The organism is Chryseobacterium joostei (assembly GCF_003815775.1).
In the GTDB taxonomy this organism is placed as follows: Bacteria; Bacteroidota; Bacteroidia; order Flavobacteriales; family Weeksellaceae; genus Chryseobacterium; species Chryseobacterium joostei.
Map to the genome: position 1 here is coordinate 2,739,458 of NZ_CP033926.1, position 18,719 is coordinate 2,758,176.

The following is an 18,719-nucleotide window of genomic DNA, read 5'->3' on the forward strand; positions in this document are numbered from 1 at the left end:
AACATCTATAAAAGCAAAAAAACGCTGAACCTAAGCTCAGCGTTTTTTCTATATTAAAGAAAATCTTTAATTATTCTGCATCGAAATCAGCATCTGTATCAGCAGATACCTTTTCTCCTTCTTCTTTAGATTTTTCTTTATCAGCTTTTCTTTGAGACTGACCTTCTTTGATAGAATCAGAAACAATGCTCAAGATCATATCAATAGACTTAGAAGCATCATCGTTTCCTGGGATAACGAAGTCAACTTTTCTAGGGTCAGAGTTTGTATCAACGATACCGAAAACTGGAATACCTAATTTCTTAGCTTCAGTTACCGCGATGTGTTCTCTTAAGATATCAACTACAAAGATTGCAGAAGGAAGTCTAACCATGTCAGAGATAGAACCTAAGTTTTTCTCTAAGTTAGCTCTTTGTCTGTCAACTTGTAATCTTTCTTTTTTAGATAAAGTTTCGAATGTACCGTCTTTTTTCATTTTGTCGATAGAGTTCATCTTCTTTACCGCCTTTCTGATAGTAACGAAGTTCGTTAACATACCTCCTGGCCATCTTTCTGTAATATAAGGCATATTAAGTTCAGAAGCGTGTTTTGCAACCACTTCTTTCGCTTGCTTCTTAGTAGCTACGAAAAGAACCTTTTTACCTGCAGAAGTTAATTTTTCTAAAGCGCTGCACGCCTCATCTAATTTAACTGCTGTTTTATGTAAGTCTACAATGTGAATACCGTTTTTCTCCATAAAAATGTATGGAGCCATATTTGGATTCCACTTTCTAGTCATGTGACCGAAGTGTACGCCAGCCTCTAAAAGGTCTTTTACATTTGCTTTTGCCATGTTTTCTGTTTTTGTTAGTTTACTTTCCGTCTTTTAAACAATCAACAACTTCTTTAGATGGGAGAAGCGTTTGGATGCTAAACGTAACGGGCAATTTTTTTGTTTAGATAAATAGATTTTAGATAAAAGACAACAGATTGAATAAATTCTGAAATCTGAAATCTTGAATCTGAAGTCTGAAAATTAACGTTTTGAGAATTGGAATCTCTTTCTTGCTTTTTTCTGACCTGGCTTCTTTCTTTCCACCATTCTTGCGTCTCTTGTAAGTAAACCAGCTGGCTTTAATGCTAATCTGAACTCAGCGTTGATTTCGCATAAAGCTCTTGAAATACCTAATCTGATAGCCTCTGCCTGACCTGTATTACCACCACCGAAAACATTTACGGTAACGTCATACTGACCAACAGTCTCAGAAAGGATAAACGGTTGGTTTAATTTGTAAACCATCACGTCTGTAGAGAAATAAGTTGCAGCATCTTTACCGTTTACTGTAATAACACCAGAACCTGGTTTTACATAAACTCTAGCTACAGAAGTTTTTCTTCTTCCGATTTTGTGAACTATAGACATAATTAATTATTTAAATTCGTTAACATTAATTGTTTTAGGCTGTTGAGCTTCATGTTTGTGCTCAGTTCCTTCATATAAATAAAGGTTCTTAAGGATAGCAGACCCTAATCTGTTTTTAGGTAACATACCTTTTACAGACTTCTCTAATACCTTTAAAGAATCTTTCTTTTGAAGTTCAGCCGCAGTCATAGACTTCTGTCCACCAGGGTATCCTGTATGCCAGATATAAGTCTTATCAGCCCACTTGTTTCCGGAAAGCGTAATTTTCCCAGCATTCAAAACGATTACGTTATCACCACAATCTACGTGAGGTGTAAAGTTCGTTTTGTGCTTACCTCTCAAAATCTTTGCAACCGTAGAAGCTAGTCTTCCTAACGGCTGTCCTTCAGCGTCTACCACAACCCATTCTTTATTAGCAGTAGCTTTGTTCGCTGAAACAGTTTTGTAACTTAATGTATTCACACGTTTTAGTTAAAGATTAAACATAATTTACCCCTAAAAGGGTGTGCAAAGGTACAAATAATTTTTGTAACCCAAAAACATATTTCATTTAATCTATATAATATCTGCTATTCAACTCTATAGCAATAGATTTTAACACTATTTATACATTTGGCATAAAACTTGTAAAATGTTGTTGCGATGAAAAAAAACGTTTAGAAGATTCTAAAAACACAACTGATAAAGTAAGAGTTTGGTCCCTCAACTCTTTCTTTATTAACTTTATCTTAAAGATTTCCGCAAAAGCTTATTGATGCCATTATTTTATCACTGAAATAATTATATTTGTCCCACAAACTTTTACTCATGAGCCACGGAAAGATCAGAGAAGATAAAACCTGCCTGAACTGCGGGCATCAAGTTGAAGAACGCTTCTGTCCCCATTGTGGACAGGAAAATACTGAAAGACGACAACCTTTCTATTTCCTTTTCACCCACTTTATTGAAGACTTCACCCATTATGACGGGCAATTCTGGGGTACGGTAAAAAATCTATTATTTAAGCCTGGAAAACTTACAAACATTTATCTGGAAGGCAAGAGACAAGTATTTGTTCCGCCTGTAAAGCTCTACATCTTCGTCAGTTTTATTACTTTTTTTGTGTTTGCCCTTTTTCCTATGGTGAATTTTAATTTTGATGGAGAGAAAGGCCACAAAGATTCAGAAAAGACAGGTGTTATCTCCCAAATGCAATCTCTGGATACAAAGAAAATATTGGATAGTATAAAGGCCAAAGAAAATCTAACTGCTGAGGATTCGATGACCATTAAAGGTCTAAGTGCTCTGCCAGACTCTGCAAAAATAGATGATGTTAAAGAAATTCTGGAACTGAACAAGACAATAGATCCTGATGTTGAGTATGGACAATACAAAACGAGAAAATCTTACGACTCGGCTTTAGCTAAAAATCCCTCAGTTTTGGATGCCATTCAAAAGCCGATAGCTCATAAATTTTTTGAACTCAAAGAAAAAGGAGTAACAAAAAAGGAAATTGTTGTCAATATGATACAAAAGTCGTTTCACAACCTACCGAAAGCTCTTTTCATTTATCTTCCGCTCTTTGCATTCTTTTTATGGATTTTTCACAGCAAGAAAAAATGGTGGTACTTTGACCACGGGATTTTCACCCTGCACTATTTCTCATTTTTATTATTAACAGTCCTACTTATATTCTTACTCACCAAATTGATAGGCCTAACAGACTTTTGGCTGGCTAATACTATTTTATATTTTCTGGTAATAGCCTTATCAGTATATAGTATGGCATATTTCTTTATTGCTCACCGTAGGGTTTATCACGCGCACGGGCTAGTAAGTTTTATTATTGGAGCAGCATTATTCTCCCTAAACTTGTTTGCATTTACATTTTTAGTTGTAGGTCTTGCCTTAATAAGCTTCATGATGATTCACTAAATAAAAAAATGAGGCTCTCAAAAAAGAAAGCCTCATTTTTTATTTTCTTAATGACTTGCTACCCCTGAAGCTAGCAAATAAATAATACGCCACAAAAACCGTAGAAAACTTCAGAATGGATGGAATCGCTAATTCTAGTTTAAAAATTAAGGTTCCCACCATAACAAGAATTCCCATGGCTACAAAAGATAAGCCTAGTTTTTGAGGTAATGTAAAGTTGGGAGTATCCAAATAATAAGCAATTCCCCAAGCAGCTCCAAAGGCAAAGGCATAATAAATATCCAATGCGATGTTCTCTGAACTTAAAAAGAAATAATTGATGAGGAAGCTTATTACCGTTCCCAATGCGAAGTACATCAAAGCTTTTTGCATGTCTGTAAAATATTTTGCAAAAGTAGAGAATTTAATTTGAGAATTTGAAGCCGAGCTAATTTGAAAATGAAATCCCTGTAACTCATTTTAACTCTGCAACTCCCGATCTTTCAAACTTTTAAACACTTCAACAAAAAAAAGGGGACATTTAATTAAATAGCCCTAACCAAAATAGTGATAATCAATACTATAAAATCAAACACAGGGTTCTTTTTTTATTATTATATTTGGAAACTTAGAAACTTTCTAGAATTTTTATGGAAACCCAAAAATATACTCCAACCAACAAGGTAAGAATCGTAACAGCTGCCTCATTATTTGATGGTCACGATGCTGCAATCAATATTATGCGACGCGTCATCCAAGGAACTGGATGTGAAGTTATTCACCTAGGACACGACAAATCTGCAGAGGAAGTTGTAAATACAGCGATCCAGGAAGATGCCAATGCCATTGCATTAACGTCCTATCAAGGTGGTCACAATGAATATTTTAAATATATCTACGACCTTTTAAGAGAAAAAAATTCCCCACAAATCAAAATTTTCGGCGGCGGCGGCGGTGTAATCCTACCCGAAGAAATCGAAGATATTATGTCTTACGGAATCGACAGGATTTATTCTCCGGATGACGGTCGTGAACTTGGCTTACAAGGAATGATTGATGATTTGGTGAAAAGATCAGATTTTGCAACAGGAAAAGAAGTAACTGCGGAAGATTTAGATTCCATTAGTTTTGAAAACTCTACAAGCATTGCTAAAATTATTTCTGCTGTTGAAAACTTTTCAGAAGAAAAACCTGAATTAGTAAAAGCCATTGACGAAAAATCAAAAGATTTAAATATTCCAATTATCGGTATCACCGGAACAGGTGGTGCAGGAAAATCTTCTTTGACGGATGAATTGGTAAGACGCTTCCTTCGTTCAAATCCTGGTAAAAAGATTGCCATTATTTCTATTGACCCTTCAAAAAAGAAAACCGGAGGCGCATTATTGGGAGACAGAATTCGTATGAACGCAATTAATGATCCAAGAGTTTATATGCGTTCTATGGCGACGAGAGAGAACAACGTTTCCGTTTCTCCATTCATCCATTCAGCTTTAAATGTTTTGAAATTGGCTCATCCTGATGTAATTATTCTTGAAACTTCGGGTATCGGACAATCTGGTTCAGAAGTTTCTGATTTTGCTGATGTTTCAATGTATGTGATGACCCCTGAATATGGAGCTTCTACACAGTTGGAAAAAATCGATATGTTAGATTATGCAGATTTAGTTGCCTTAAATAAATCTGATAAAAGAGGCGCTTTGGATGCGCTTCAGGCGGTAAGAAAACAGTTCCAGAGAAACCATTTATTGTGGGAAAGTCCGTTGGATGATATGCCTGTGTATGCAACGAAAGCATCACAATTCAACGATCACGGAACAACGGAATTATACAATAGATTAGTTGAAAAAGTTAATGAGAAATACTCCGATTTAAACTTACAAGGTTTTGTTGAACAGGAAATCACAGATGAAGTAACGATTATTCCTCCAAAAAGAGTTCGTTACCTTTCTGAGATTGTTGAAAACAACAGACAATATGATGCTAATATTGAAAAACAGGCAGAATTAGCCAGAAAAATGTATCACATTGAGGGGGTGAGAAATTTCCTTTCTAATGAGGTTTTAGATGCTGAATACCAAAAAGCTGAAAAAGATCTTCAACAGGAAAATATTGATTTCCTGAAAACTTGGGATGATACTAAAAAAGCTTTCCACGAAGAATTCTATTCTTATTTTGTAAGAGGAAAAGAAATTAAGGTGGAAACTTCAACAGAATCTTTATCCCATTTAAGAATTCCAAAAATTTCATTGCCAAAATACAACGACTGGGGTGATTTGATCAAGTGGAAAGGTCAGGAAAATCTTCCGGGAGGATTCCCTTACACAGCCGGAATTTACCCTTTCAAAAGAACGGGTGAAGATCCTACAAGAATGTTTGCCGGAGAGGGAGGTCCAGAAAGAACTAACAGAAGATTCCACTACGTTTCTGCAGAAATGGATGCAAAACGTCTTTCAACAGCTTTTGACTCTGTAACTTTATACGGACAAGACCCTGCTCTACCACCGGATATTTATGGTAAAATCGGAAATGCAGGAGTTTCTATCGCAACATTGGATGATGCTAAAAAATTGTATTCCGGATTTGATTTGGTGAATGCAATGACTTCCGTTTCAATGACTATCAACGGACCTGCACCGATGTTGTTGGCTTTCTTTATGAATGCAGCTATCGACCAGAACGTTGAAAAATATATTGCTGAGCACAAGCTTGAAGCTAATGTTGAAAAAGCTTTAAAAGCAAAATTTGATGATAAAGGCTTAGAAAGACCTAAATATAACGGTGAATTACCACCATCAAATAACGGTTTAGGATTAAAGTTATTAGGACTTACCGGAGATGAAGTTATTCCTGCGGAAGCATATGCTGAAATTAAGGCTAAAACTATCGCTACAGTTCGTGGTACTGTTCAGGCTGACATTTTAAAAGAAGATCAGGCACAGAATACTTGTATTTTCTCTACTGAATTTGCCCTTAGATTAATGGGTGACGTTCAGGAATATTTCATCACAGAAAAAGTGAGAAACTTCTATTCAGTTTCTATTTCAGGGTATCACATTGCAGAAGCTGGTGCAAATCCGGTTTCTCAGTTGGCATTTACCTTAGCGAATGGTTTCACTTATGTGGAATACTATTTATCAAGAGGAATGGATATCAATGACTTTGCTCCTAACTTATCATTCTTCTTCTCCAACGGTATCGACCCTGAATATTCAGTAATCGGACGTGTTGCAAGAAGAATCTGGGCAAAAGCGATGAAATTAAAGTACGGAGCAGATGAAAGAAGCCAGATGTTAAAATACCACATCCAAACTTCAGGTCGTTCGCTTCACGCTCAGGAAATTGATTTCAACGATATCAGAACAACGCTTCAGGCACTTTATGCAATCTATGATAACTGTAATTCACTTCACACAAACGCTTATGACGAGGCGATTACCACTCCGACTGAGCAGTCTGTACGAAGAGCGATGGCGATTCAGTTGATTATTAATAAAGAATTAGGATTAGCGAAAAACGAAAATCCGCTTCAGGGTTCATTTATTATTGAAGAGTTGACGGATTTGGTTGAAGAAGCAGTTTATGCAGAATTTGACAGAATCACGGAAAGAGGCGGAGTTTTAGGTGCAATGGAAACGATGTATCAACGTTCAAAAATCCAGGAAGAATCAATGCATTACGAATGGTTGAAGCACACAGGAGAATATCCTATCATCGGGGTAAATACTTTCCTTGGAAAAGATGGTTCGCCAACGGTTCGTCCGGGAGAAGTTATCCGTTCAACTGAGGAAGAAAAACAGGTTCAGATTGAAACGCTTCATAATTTCCAAAAATCTAATGAAGATAAATCTGAAGCCGCTTTAAAAACATTACAGCACGCAGCCATTAATCAGCAAAACTTATTTGCAGTAATGATGGATGCCGTGAAATATTGTTCTTTGGGACAGATCACCAACGCCTTGTTTGAAGTGGGTGGGAAATACAGAAGAAATATGTAGAATATAAAAAAACTAACAATGAAAACTCTTTTTAAAATTATTTGTTGCCTTGTTTTATTTTCATGTAGTGGATCAGATGATGACACTTCATCAGACAATAAACCGACTGAACCACCAATTGAAGGGTATTTTCAGGCAAAAATTGAAGGTGTAGACAAAAAAGTCGAAAATAAAGGAACTACCCATTATGTAGAATGGAGAAAATCAAAGGATTCGCATAATCGCGATTATTATGGAATTTTCATATATGCTTATAACCAGGGATTTTATTTAGATTCTAAAATTTATACAGACAATATTGAAGTGGGTAAGGAATATGTTTATGTACATACAGACGTCCCTACCTCAATGAATATGGACATCAACTATTCTGAAACTTGTGCAGCACCAAACTGTTCATCATATTGGGGATGTACCAATAGTTTCTATGGGAAACCGACCGGAAAAATTACCATCACTTCATTTGATGGGAAAAAGATGTCCGGTAAAATAGAAACAAAGGTGAATCATCAGTATTATGGGGTAACAACCAATCAGACAAGAACCATTAGTGGTGGTGTTTTTGTGAATGCAGAAAAAGCGACAGGAAGTTTATAAATTAAATATTCCAACAGTTTTACTGAAAACAATTTATCAACATCCTATTTTTGAATAATTTTCAGAAAATATAAAAGCCTCAAAGAATTTCTTTGAGGTTTTTTTGTATTTTTATTCTTCAACATATAATCATGAAAGAAAAATTTCAAATTTCGAGTCCCTGCAATCAGGACTGGGAGAGCATGGAGCAGGTTTCAGAGGGCAGATTCTGTGAGGAATGCAAAAAAAGGTATGGGATTTCGATCATCTTCCTGAAACAGAAATTGATAAGGTTTTACAAAGCAATAAGTCTATTTGTGCAAAAAAAACATATTTAAAGCCTACTTTTTCAAGTGTGTTTTTAGCCTTAACACTTACCTCTTCAATCTATGTGAATGCACAAACTGAAAATAAGTCTATTACTGAAAATGTCTATCAAAAAGAGATTACCATAAAAGGAAAACTGGTTTCTTCAAGAAATGTAAAATTAGCAGCAGGAGAAATATCATTAGTAACGCTAGATAAGCTTTACAGTGCAAAGTCTGATGAAAACGGAAACTTCACTTTATCTTTTCCGGAAAAAGTATTAACTGAATATAACATCGTAAGAATTGACTATACGACTATAGGTTCAGATAATAAAGAATTTACTGATTTTAAATCTTCTATCTTTAAAACCAATGAATTATTGGGAAAACAAAACTTTGAAATTGAGGAAAAGTATTTAACTGTAGGAGGTCTTTACATATCCGACTATCAACCTCCTGATTATTATTTCCTAGATGGAAAAAGAATAGGCAAAAGAAAATTTGAAAAAACAAAAGAGAAACATCCTGAATATAAGTATTTAGCATTCTATGATGAAGTAATTGTTAAGAAGCTGTCTAAAAAAAGTTCTATAGAAAACCTTTATTTACTTTATTCTAAGTAAAAATCTAGAAATCCCTGAAAATGATCGGGGATTTTTTATTTTCGCAGAACAATTATTCTCATGAAGCCAAAAGCCTTATTCAACTGGAGCAGCGGGAAAGATTCTACACTTGCTCTTTACAAGATATTACAAGAGGATCAGTATGAGGTCTCTACTCTATTGACAAGTATTAATAAGGAGTTTCAAAGAATTTCCATGCATGGTGTACATGTTTCCCTTTTGGAAAAACAAGCTGAAAGTTTAGGAATTCCTTTAATTAAAATGGAACTTCCCAAGGAACCCTCTATGGAAGAATATCAGCAAATCATGAGTAAAACCATGTCTGAAATACAAGCTCAGGGCATCACCTACTCTATTTTTGGGGATATCTTTCTGGAAGATCTTCGTAAATACCGTGAGGACCAACTAAAAGCCATTGGAATGCAAGCCGTATTTCCTCTTTGGAAAAAAGATACTTTAAACCTCATCCATGAGTTTCTCGATCTTGGATTTAAAACAATTGTAACCTGCGTGAACGGAACCTATTTAGATCAAAGCTTTGCAGGACGTATTATTGATCAGCAATTTCTTGATGATTTGCCCGATAATGTAGATCCTTGCGGAGAAAATGGTGAGTTCCATACTTTCACCTTTGATGGCCCTATTTTCAAGAATCCGATTGATTTTGAAGTTGGAGAAATTGTAAAGAAAACCTATCCCAAGCCTAAAGCCAACTCCGAAGATCAGGATGAAGACTATATTTTTTGGTTCTGTGATCTGGTATTAAAATAAGCCCGAAAATTTCTTAACGGGCTTTTCAATATTATTTTAAGGTGGTAATTATATCATTCATTAGATCAAATACCAGGCGGATATCACTTTCATTGGTTTGCCAGTTTACAAAAGCGGCCCGAATTCCTGTATGTTGATTATAAAAGGTAGGAGTCATGAAAACTTTTCCTGTATTGTTAAGCAATTCCATAAAACGGATAACCTCATCCTGCTTATTATCATCTTTTAAAGTAAAACAAACAGTATTAAGCCGTACCGGAGCTAGTAATTTAAAATCATTACTGCTCTCAACAAATTGTCCAAACTGCTTTGCCAACGATACATTATTTTCTACGATATCCCGATACCCCTCCTTTCCATAAGCCATGATAGAAAACCACGCCGGTAAGGCCTTTAATCTCCTTGAATTCTCAGGAAGAAAGTTTAAATAACCGAAACTATCCAACGGATCTCCAAGATAAGGCGCATTAGAATTTTGAAAAGTCTCTACCTGTAAAATTTTGTACTGATCCTTAATCAGGAAAACAGCACTTTCATAAGGTACATTCAGCCATTTGTGACAATCAACGGTAATACTATCGGCATATTCCCAGCCCTCCAAAAGATGCCTATAGCCTTCTGAACACGCAGCGAAACCACCAAAAGCGGCATCAATATGCCACCAGAAGTTATATTTCTCCTTTAATCTTTTTATTTCCACAAAATTATCAAAATCAACAGTATTTACAGTTCCTCCGCTTGAAATCAGGAGAAACGGTTCACCATTAAGTCGAAGGATCTGATCTTCTAAATCTGAAATGGAAATTGCTTCCCGATCATCTTCTGTTTTTATCCTGATTATATTGCTGCTTCCGCTTCCTAACAATGAAAGAGATTTTATCGAAGACGAATGGGCCGTAGCCGTCAAAACCTTCACAGGTTCGGAAAGACCATCTTTAGCAATATCTCTCCCTTGTTGTTTCCCCAACCATTGACGGGCCACCGCCATGCATGTAAAATTAGACATAGTAGCCCCTGTTACAAAGCCACCCAAAAAGTTATTTGGAAGCTGAAGAAGCTTCAACAACAGTTGTATTGTTTCCATTTCTATATTGGCAGAAATATCCCCTTGTTCTTTTACAGATTGAGGATTTTGATCATAAATAGTTGCCAGCCAATCACCTGCAATGGAAGCAGGAGTAGAACCGCCGGTTACAAATCCCCAATATCTGGGTCCTGATGATCCCACCATAATGGGTTCGAATCTTTCATTAAATATTTTTAGGGTTTCTTCAGTCCCATATCCCGTTTGTGATAGTTCTGTATGAGCTGGCTCAAAAGCTTCATTTATAGTTGTAGGCCTGTCTTCAATAGAATTTAGGTATTCCGTTCCCTGCTTTTTGATGATGTCCAGAATGTGATCCATTTGGGCAGCATCATTTTTCAAATGTTCTTTCATGATTTTTCGGATTACAGATAATTTATTCAAATGTATTGAATACTCCTCAAAGAATTATTAAATACTTATTAAATGCCCCAAAAAGTCTTTGTTAGCACACATTTTGCATATTCCAATGCTCTTAAAAGTTTCAGTATCTTTAAGAATATCAATTTTAATTAAAAAATAAACACCCGTGATCAAAAATTTAGTATTCCTTTTACCTTTCTGTTTTTTACTTTCCTGTAAAACTGAAACTTCTCTCCCTCCTATAGATAAAAAAGCAGTTATTGATTCCACGATCACGGCTTTTCAAAAAACACTTTTAGAACAACAGATTGATTCTGTCTTTAAAAAATATCAATTCAATGGCAGCATTGCCGTTTTTAAAGATTCTTTACCACTATACAGAAAAGAAAACGGATATTCAGATTTTAAAAGAAAAATAAAAATTGACAGCAGTACTATTTTTGCCATCGGATCTGTAAGTAAACAGTTTACCGCTGTTTTGGTTCTGCTTCAGATGGAACAGGGAAAACTAAACGTTACGGACAAGGTTTCAAAATATCTAAAGGAATTCCAGATCAAGGAATATGAAAACATCACTATCCACCAGCTTCTGAACCATACTTCCGGATTGAATATGCTAGGTGGAAAACTGATGTTTAAAAGTGGTTCTGATTTCTACTACTCCAATGATGGATTTAACGCATTAGGGAAGATTGTAGAAACAGTGTCCGGAAAATCATATGATGAAAATGCTGTGGAGCTTTTTAAAAAGGCGGGAATGAGCCATTCCTCTACAGATGAAGTTTTTAAGGGAACTAATTTCGCTTCAGCTTATCTTGGAAACCCCAATAAGGCTGAAGAAGTTCCGAATATGCCGAAAAGATTAAGCGGAAAAGAAATCGGAACGCCTGCAGGAGGAATACTTTCTACCATTCAGGATCTTCATACCTGGAACAATGCCCTTTATAGCGGAAAAATCCTTAAGCCTGAAACTTTGAAACAGTTTATGGCAAAAAGTGCAGAAAGACGACATGCGATCTTTGGGAAAATGGGCTATGCCTACGGAATCATGTTGAACATCGGCAAGCCCAATTCTTATTTTCACAGTGGGTATGTAAAAGGGTCTCCGTCCTTAAATATCTACTATCCTGAAACGAAAACCTCTGTTATTATCCTGTCCAACATTGCAGATGAAGAAAAAGGCAAAGGCCTTGTCTTCAAACCCCACATTGAGGTAAAAAAGATTACGGATAATCTTGAAAACACATTAGTGCAGCTCAGATCAAAACATTAGTCTTCTTTATTCAATTCTTGCAATATTTCTGAAATACAGATGATTTGTTTATAGCATATTTATATCCATAATTTTGTTATGTATATAGTTTTTTTTAATTTGCTTTATGAAAAAAATGTACTTCATTGCCATTTATCCGCCCCAGGAAATTATTGAAGAAGTAAAGACATTTAAAAAAGATCTTGCTGTTTCCTATGGCAATACCAAGGCATTGAAGAATGATGCCCATATCACTCTTTTCCCTCCTTTTTCCAGAGAATTGGAATTGGAAAGCGATATTCACATTGCTTTTCAAAAAATAGATACAAGTTTATCACCATTTGAAATGGACTTAAATGGATTTGGCAGTTTCCCCAATCCTAAAAACCCTGTAATTTTTGTACATCCTGAAGATAATGTTCATTTAACCGAGCTTTACCAGAGAGTAAAACAGCAGTTTAATTTTACAAATTATTCATTTACTCCTCATATGACAGTAGGATATAGAGATCTAACATGGGAGAACTATCTGAAAGCATGGGAAAAGTATAAAGAAAAAGAATATAAAACTAAATTTATAGTTGATAAAATTCTGCTGCTTCGTTATGATGGTAAATGGATTCCCATTGCGGAAAAATACTTAACAGATTAAAAATATGAATGGGCTGAAAAATTGTTTTAGATACAATAAAACCCTTTAAGCTCTCTTTAAATTGAAGTACTGAAATATTTTCTGCTTCTATTGTTATTTTATAAAGTCATATCTTTGAACCAATGATTTCAGAGAAGATAATTTTAGGTATTGACCCCGGCACCGCCATCATGGGATTTGGTCTTATTTCCGTTAAAAAAGGTAAAATGGAAATGATTTCTATTCACGAGCTCATCCTAAAAAAATACCCCAATCACGAAACCAAACTCAAATATATTTTTGAGAAAACACTTGCTCTTATTGATGAGTTTCATCCTGATGAAGTTGCATTGGAAGCTCCTTTCTTTGGAAAAAACGTACAGAGTATGCTTAAATTGGGACGCGCACAGGGAGTAGCCATGGCCGCCAGCCTTCACAGGAACATCCCTATTACGGAATATTCTCCTAAGAAGATCAAGATGGCTATTACAGGAAATGGTAATGCCAGTAAGGAACAGGTAGCAGGAATGCTTCAAAACCTCCTTAATTTAAAAGAATTTCCCACAAAACATCTGGATGCTTCTGATGGTCTTGCTGTTGCGGTATGCCATCACTTTAATTCAGGAACCATTGCAGATACAAAATCTTACTCAGGATGGGAAAGCTTTTTAAAGCAAAACCCAAATAGATTAAAATAAAAAAAGCCCTTTTAAAAGGGCTTTTTTTATTTTAGTTATTTAAGAATTTCTTAGACTCTTTCTTATTTTTATCAGAGTAATTAATGATGTATGCTCCTTTAGGAAGCGATCTATCAATCTGAACTTCATTCGTCTTAGTATTTCCTTTCTGGATAATCTTACCACTTAGATCATAAATCTGATAATCTCCAAATACTTCGTTTCTTCCAGCTAATCTTAATTTATTTTCAGCTTTCAGATATACTAGTTTTGATTCTGTATTACTACTAACCTCAGAAGTGCCCAATCCTCCCATAATTCTAACTGCATAGTCTTCCATTTGCCCGTATTGTAATTGAGAACAAGCAGTAACATCAGGAAGTGCAGCTCCAGCATAGGTTGCTGCATCTACCGCAATTCTCATTCTTAGATAAGTATTGGTTACAGCTCCTGCCGGAGGAGTAATATTGGTGGTAATGGTAGTCCCTCCTCCTAATGCTATAGTAGCAGAAGTATTGTTTACCACTAACTCAGATTCTTCGAAAGAACCATTATTATTATAATCTATCCAAACCTTAGTCTTAAATTTATCTGCCTGATTAAAGCCATTATCATAACCAACCTTCAATACCGTGCTTCCATTTAAAGGAATATCAGTGTAATAAGCAGGTCTTATACAGGTTGCGGCAGTATAGTCATCATAAAACTTAGGAGCTGGTTCATCTGAATCATATCCGTTGGTTAAACTTCCAATAGAACCAAAACTCACTCTTGTTGGTCCAATTGCAAAATTATTGTTAGCCGGATTCACAATTCCTGCCGGATTACATTGAGCAGCCACCACAGAAACCGGAGACGGAATTACAACAGACAGATCTTTACCTGCTGTTGAATTAAGAAGGTTTTTTCTGTTCTCCATCATCAACATGATCGCTCTTTCTCTCTGACCTGCAGTAAATTTGCGATTAGAATTGCTATAATTCATAATATTATACTGAACACCTTGATAATTTACCCCTGTACAAGGATTAATAGCCGTGTTAGCAGGTGCCGGGTTCTGATAGTAAGCAGCACCAGAAACCTCCGTATCACAAACCCTGTCATTATCTATTGTACAGTCGGTTTGAGCAGGAGGGCAATATCCAGTAGTTCCACTTGCTGCCGCATAATTCCCTCCCTGGAAAGTATGATAAAGACCAAATGCATGTCCTAATTCATGCGTAAGTGTTGTATCATTTGAGTTTTTAATGGTAGCCACTTTCATGAAACTTTCATAAAAGTAGTCATAAGTTTCTGGGAATCTCGCATATCCCATCAATCCTCCAGAATTTAGCTGTTGTCCGTTAAATCCAATGATAACATAAATATTAAAATAAGAACCTTCTGGCCAATGTGGAGCCAATGCTTTAATATCTGCATCACTTGCCCCACTACCTCCGGCACCCTGCTTTACACCGTTTGTATCATATAAAGGAATTGGGCTACCGTTATATCTTACAATACCAGTGGTAGCTGTACAGGTTGGTGACCTCTTAGCTAAAACTAATTTAAAAGGCATTACATTTCCTCCATCTATACCTGGTCCTTCAGAATAGAAGCCATTTCCATAAGTAGTTGCATACATTTTATTTGCCCTGTCAATCCAGTTTGTAATTTCCTGATCGGTCAGTGATAAATTTGCATTTGCGGCCGCTTTAGACTCAATAACATGTACTACAACCGGAATTTCGTAGACCTCACCGGTATACAACCCGTTCCAGGATGTACCACCACCTACTTTATTCAAATAGTCATGTTTATCAATTTTTCTCAGTCTTTGTTCCGTCTCTTCTCTCCTCTTTTTCAACTCAGGAAACTGAGCATCCATTCTTCTCAATTCCTCATCAAAACCACAAGCGTGTTCGTGACTTTGTGAAAAAACATTAATAAACAACAAAACCGCAGAAACAATAGTAATTTTCTTCATATTGATCTTTTTTTTTGATTATATAGCAGCAAAAATATCATTTTAAATTCAATTAGCTCAAAAACAAAATGCTTTTTTTTCATTTTCAGCCAATTCCACTCAAACAATCCAACACATTATAAATCAATATTTTGAAATTTTAAATCAAATTACTTGGTAAAACATAATACTATCTTTTACATTGGTATGATTTTTAATACTACATTTGTATAAATTTTCAGTTATGAAAACAAACCAACAAACTATAAATCAAGCGAATCATAAAATAAACTGGTTCCAAAAGTTTCTAATGGTCTGTTCTGGCGGGAACATCCATATTTTAAGAAAAACTCCAAGTGAATGGAATAAATTTTCAGGTATTGGAGGAATTGTGCTTTTTACTGCAGTATTCGCCACTTTATCTGCAGGCTATGCCATGTATACGGTATTTGATAATATCTGGGCATCTGTAGGGTTTGGAATTCTGTGGGGATTAATGATCTTTAATCTTGACCGATATATTGTTTCCTCCATAAAAAAAACAGGAACATGGTGGAATCAGATTCTGATGTCTATCCCCCGTCTAATTCTTGCTACATTTCTAGGAATTATTATTTCAAAACCTCTGGAACTCAAAATATTTGAAAAGGAAGTCAATAAACAGCTAAATACCATTATTCAAAGGAATAAGAAACAACTTCAGGGAGAAATGAGTGGACGAATTCTTCAACAAAGCGGACCGTTTGAAACAGAAAAGAACCAAATCTCTGAAAAAATAGCGCAGTATCAGAAATCATATGATTCTGCTTCTGTAGAGCTGGAAAAAGAAATCTTAGGAAAACAATCTGGTTTAACCAGCGGAAAGGAAGGCTTTGGCCCTAATGCTAAACGTAAGCAACAATTAAAAGAACAACGCAGACAAGATCTGGAAAATTATCAGAAGCAAGCAGCCCCAAGATTGCAATATCTGGATCAGGAAATTTCAAAAGTCTATACAAATCTGGAAACAGAAAGAAAATCTACGGAAACCTTTGAGGATAAATTCAATGGATTTGCTGCCAGACTTCAAGCCTTGGATGAACTTGGAAAGAATTCAGCCATTATAGGCCTTGCAGCAACATTTATCATGGGATTGTTTATCTGTCTTGAAATTTCACCAGTTTTGGTAAAATTAATTTCCCACGTAGGTCCTTATGATTATCTTTTGGAAAAAACAGAAAATGACTTCAGACTTTATTCTAAAGAAAAAATTGAAAAAAGTAATGCCCTGACTGATTTCAGGATTGAAGATTTCAAGGATAATTTAAAAAATTAGTGTATTTTTCATGCATGATTATTGATAAAGAAGAAATTCAGAAGAAAAAGAAAAAGCTGGACGATTGTAAGGCTTTCCTTAAAAAAGAATTCATCGGGATAGATAAAATTATCGATGACTTAATGGAATATTTACAAATCTGGTACCTGATGCCCGAGATCTTAACTCGTCCCGTAGTTATTAATCTATGGGGAATGACAGGAGTGGGGAAAACAGATCTGGTGCGAAAAATGGTTCGTTTTCTGGATTATCAGAACCGATTTATAGAAATAGAACTGAGCAATACCGATGAAACATCCTGGAGCAAAAGTGTAGCAGATATTTTCCAAAGTAATGGACTCAGTGATGAGAAGCCCAGCATAGCTCTTTTTGATGAAATCCAGCGTTTCAATACCCTTGACAGTGATGGCACGCCTGTTCCACAGACTAAATTTACTGATTTTTGGGAACTTTTAAGTGACGGACGTCTCAGTAAAAGAGAGCGTGATGACCTGGAACATTATTTATTCTCCTACCTTTTCAGAAAAAAGGAAAATGACAGACGGAAACTTCAGGGGGAAACTGAAGTGGATGAAAACCCATACCTCAACCTATGGGATGCAAAGGAGCTTAAGAAATACCTCAGCATTGAAGATGATGTCATGAGTATCATTGATATGAAAGAGGAAGATATGATAAAGCTGATCCGTAAAAAGCAAAAAGAAAAGAAAATCTACGAACCTGTGGACTACAGTAAAATGCTTATCATCATCAGCGGAAACCTTGATGAAGCATTCCAAATGTCTAAAGAAACCAGTGAGGCTGATGTAGATGCCAATATTTATCATGCATTTACTAAAAAAATAACGGTAGTTGACATCAAAAATGCCTTGGCAAGGAAATTTCGTCCTGAGCAGGTAGCCAGATTCGGGAATATTCACCTTATTTATTTTTCACTAAAGACAGAGGATTTCCAAAAGCTAATCCAACGAGAAATCAACAGTCTGAAGCATAAAACAAAAAATAAATTTGGAGTTGCATTAAAAATAAATAAAAACATCAATGATCTGATCTATAGAAACGGAGTATTTCCCGTACAGGGAGTTCGTCCTGTATTCAGTAGTGTAGTTGATATTTTAGATACTAATCTCAGTAAATTTTTGTTTGAAGCCATCATTCATGATGATAAAACGATAGAAATCGATTATCTGCAAAAAGAAAAAATAATTGCAGGAAAAATAGGCACCCGAATCATTGAAATTCCTTATTTGGGAAGAATTGACAAGATAAGACAGGCCAATCAACAGGATGCGGTAGCTAACATCAGTGTTCATGAGTGCGGCCATGCTGTTTCCTACATGCTCTACACAGGCTTTGCCCCATTACAATTAAAAAGTAAGGTGGCCAGTAGCTATGCTGCAGGATTCACTTTTCCACATCAGATTCATGACACCAAGGAAAGTTTGTTGGACAGGATTAAGATTTATCTTGCGGGAGGTATTGCTGAGGAAATTATTTTTGGTGATATGAATGCCAGTATAGGAAGAAGCCATGACAGGGAACAAGCTACAACGCTTGCCATAGATTATATCAGAAAATATGGTTTTGAAGAAAATTACCAGGCAACCTACAATTTGGAAGACTATCCTCACCGCATGCAGCAGCACATTACTGATGAAAGAGTTGAAAAGCTAATGCAGGAACTGGCAAAAAAAACGAGGGAAGACCTTACCTTACATATAGACCTACTGAAAAGCCTGAGCAAAATACTTAGTGAAAAAGGAAGCATGTCTCCGAAAGAAATTTATGACATTGCTATAAAATATACATTAAAGGTTAGTATTCAAGAGGAAGGCTATTTACACATTGCTAATTATCATAACCTACTAAATTCCTAGAGAA

At 35.7% G+C, this 18,719-nt stretch carries 16 protein-coding genes; 10 read left to right on the forward strand and 6 right to left on the reverse strand.

Annotated features, from left to right (window positions below):
• Positions 1-70: 70 nt before the first annotated feature.
• The 3 genes from rpsB to rplM form a co-directional block, all read right to left on the reverse strand.
• Positions 71-832 (reverse strand): 30S ribosomal protein S2, encoded by a 762-nt coding sequence (gene rpsB, locus EG359_RS12500; protein ID WP_045501217.1) that lies wholly within the window; start codon positions 830-832, stop codon positions 71-73.
• 183 nt (positions 833-1,015) lie between these two features.
• Positions 1,016-1,402, reverse strand: coding sequence for a 30S ribosomal protein S9 (rpsI, locus tag EG359_RS12505; protein ID WP_034706090.1), 387 nt, complete (start codon positions 1,400-1,402; stop codon positions 1,016-1,018).
• A gap of 6 nt (positions 1,403-1,408) precedes the next feature.
• Positions 1,409-1,864, reverse strand: coding sequence for a 50S ribosomal protein L13 (rplM, locus tag EG359_RS12510; RefSeq protein ID WP_047385928.1), 456 nt, complete (start codon positions 1,862-1,864; stop codon positions 1,409-1,411).
• Positions 1,865-2,209: 345 nt separating this feature from the next.
• On the opposite strand from rplM, the gene EG359_RS12515 reads away from it, so the two are divergent.
• Complete coding sequence (locus EG359_RS12515) at positions 2,210-3,316, forward strand: DUF3667 domain-containing protein (RefSeq protein WP_076355166.1); 1,107 nt, start codon at positions 2,210-2,212, stop codon at positions 3,314-3,316.
• 39 nt (positions 3,317-3,355) lie between these two features.
• Here EG359_RS12515 and EG359_RS12520 read toward each other — a convergent pair whose 3' ends face one another.
• Positions 3,356-3,688 carry a hypothetical protein gene (locus EG359_RS12520; protein ID WP_076355168.1) on the reverse strand — a complete coding sequence of 111 codons (333 nt, stop codon included), beginning with the start codon at positions 3,686-3,688 and terminating at the stop codon, positions 3,356-3,358.
• A gap of 257 nt (positions 3,689-3,945) precedes the next feature.
• Here EG359_RS12520 and EG359_RS12525 point away from each other — a divergent pair, with 257 nt between their 5' ends.
• The 4 genes from EG359_RS12525 to EG359_RS12540 all read left to right on the forward strand — a co-directional run bounded on the left by EG359_RS12525 (position 3,946) and on the right by EG359_RS12540 (position 9,571).
• A complete protein-coding gene (locus tag EG359_RS12525; RefSeq protein ID WP_076355170.1) occupies positions 3,946-7,293 on the forward strand; it encodes a methylmalonyl-CoA mutase family protein in 3,348 nt (1,115 codons plus the stop codon).
• 18 nt (positions 7,294-7,311) lie between these two features.
• Positions 7,312-7,890: a hypothetical protein gene (locus EG359_RS12530; RefSeq protein ID WP_076355172.1), complete on the forward strand. Its 579-nt coding sequence runs from the start codon at positions 7,312-7,314 to the stop codon at positions 7,888-7,890.
• 217 nt (positions 7,891-8,107) lie between these two features.
• Entirely contained in the window at positions 8,108-8,800 is a 693-nt protein-coding gene (locus EG359_RS12535; RefSeq protein WP_076355174.1) for a hypothetical protein, read from the forward strand.
• Positions 8,801-8,860: 60 nt separating this feature from the next.
• A complete protein-coding gene (locus EG359_RS12540) occupies positions 8,861-9,571 on the forward strand; it encodes a Dph6-related ATP pyrophosphatase (protein ID WP_076355176.1) in 711 nt (236 codons plus the stop codon).
• A 31-nt stretch (positions 9,572-9,602) separates the two neighbouring features.
• Here the strand turns inward: EG359_RS12540 and EG359_RS12545 are convergent, their stop codons facing one another.
• A complete protein-coding gene (locus tag EG359_RS12545; protein ID WP_076355178.1) occupies positions 9,603-11,009 on the reverse strand; it encodes a pyridoxal phosphate-dependent decarboxylase family protein in 1,407 nt (468 codons plus the stop codon).
• Positions 11,010-11,184: 175 nt separating this feature from the next.
• On the opposite strand from EG359_RS12545, the gene EG359_RS12550 reads away from it, so the two are divergent.
• The 3 genes from EG359_RS12550 (at position 11,185) to ruvC (ending at position 13,599) form a co-directional block, all read left to right on the forward strand.
• A complete protein-coding gene (locus EG359_RS12550; protein ID WP_076355180.1) occupies positions 11,185-12,291 on the forward strand; it encodes a serine hydrolase domain-containing protein in 1,107 nt (368 codons plus the stop codon).
• A gap of 106 nt (positions 12,292-12,397) precedes the next feature.
• Entirely contained in the window at positions 12,398-12,922 is a 525-nt protein-coding gene (locus EG359_RS12555) for a 2'-5' RNA ligase family protein (RefSeq protein WP_076355182.1), read from the forward strand.
• Positions 12,923-13,044: 122 nt separating this feature from the next.
• Entirely contained in the window at positions 13,045-13,599 is a 555-nt protein-coding gene (gene ruvC / locus EG359_RS12560; RefSeq protein WP_076355184.1) for a crossover junction endodeoxyribonuclease RuvC, read from the forward strand.
• Between the two features lie 31 nt (positions 13,600-13,630).
• Here ruvC and EG359_RS12565 read toward each other — a convergent pair whose 3' ends face one another.
• Positions 13,631-15,544 (reverse strand): zinc-dependent metalloprotease, encoded by a 1,914-nt coding sequence (locus EG359_RS12565; protein ID WP_076355186.1) that lies wholly within the window; start codon positions 15,542-15,544, stop codon positions 13,631-13,633.
• Between the two features lie 223 nt (positions 15,545-15,767).
• Here EG359_RS12565 and EG359_RS12570 point away from each other — a divergent pair, with 223 nt between their 5' ends.
• Both EG359_RS12570 and EG359_RS12575 read left to right on the forward strand, forming a co-directional pair.
• The gene (locus EG359_RS12570) at positions 15,768-16,838 is read left to right on the forward strand and encodes a DUF4407 domain-containing protein (protein WP_076355188.1); all 1,071 of its coding nucleotides are present in this window, start codon (positions 15,768-15,770) and stop codon (positions 16,836-16,838) included.
• Positions 16,839-16,852: 14 nt separating this feature from the next.
• Positions 16,853-18,715, forward strand: a complete 1,863-nt coding sequence (locus EG359_RS12575) for an AAA family ATPase (RefSeq protein ID WP_076355190.1) — start codon at positions 16,853-16,855, stop codon at positions 18,713-18,715.
• The last annotated feature ends 4 nt before the right edge of the window (positions 18,716-18,719 follow it).

Coding starts and splice junctions, on each gene's coding strand:
- rpsB (WP_045501217.1), bottom strand. CDS start 832: ATGGCAAAAGCAAATGTAAAAGACCTTTTAGAGGCTGGCGTACACTTC.
- rpsI (WP_034706090.1), bottom strand. CDS start 1,402: ATGTCTATAGTTCACAAAATCGGAAGAAGAAAAACTTCTGTAGCTAGA.
- EG359_RS12515 (WP_076355166.1), top strand. CDS start 2,210: ATGAGCCACGGAAAGATCAGAGAAGATAAAACCTGCCTGAACTGCGGG.
- EG359_RS12520 (WP_076355168.1), bottom strand. CDS start 3,688: ATGCAAAAAGCTTTGATGTACTTCGCATTGGGAACGGTAATAAGCTTC.
- EG359_RS12525 (WP_076355170.1), top strand. CDS start 3,946: ATGGAAACCCAAAAATATACTCCAACCAACAAGGTAAGAATCGTAACA.
- EG359_RS12530 (WP_076355172.1), top strand. CDS start 7,312: ATGAAAACTCTTTTTAAAATTATTTGTTGCCTTGTTTTATTTTCATGT.
- EG359_RS12535 (WP_076355174.1), top strand. CDS start 8,108: ATGCAAAAAAAGGTATGGGATTTCGATCATCTTCCTGAAACAGAAATT.
- EG359_RS12540 (WP_076355176.1), top strand. CDS start 8,861: ATGAAGCCAAAAGCCTTATTCAACTGGAGCAGCGGGAAAGATTCTACA.
- EG359_RS12545 (WP_076355178.1), bottom strand. CDS start 11,009: ATGAAAGAACATTTGAAAAATGATGCTGCCCAAATGGATCACATTCTG.
- EG359_RS12555 (WP_076355182.1), top strand. CDS start 12,398: ATGAAAAAAATGTACTTCATTGCCATTTATCCGCCCCAGGAAATTATT.
- ruvC (WP_076355184.1), top strand. CDS start 13,045: ATGATTTCAGAGAAGATAATTTTAGGTATTGACCCCGGCACCGCCATC.
- EG359_RS12565 (WP_076355186.1), bottom strand. CDS start 15,544: ATGAAGAAAATTACTATTGTTTCTGCGGTTTTGTTGTTTATTAATGTT.
- EG359_RS12570 (WP_076355188.1), top strand. CDS start 15,768: ATGAAAACAAACCAACAAACTATAAATCAAGCGAATCATAAAATAAAC.
- EG359_RS12575 (WP_076355190.1), top strand. CDS start 16,853: ATGATTATTGATAAAGAAGAAATTCAGAAGAAAAAGAAAAAGCTGGAC.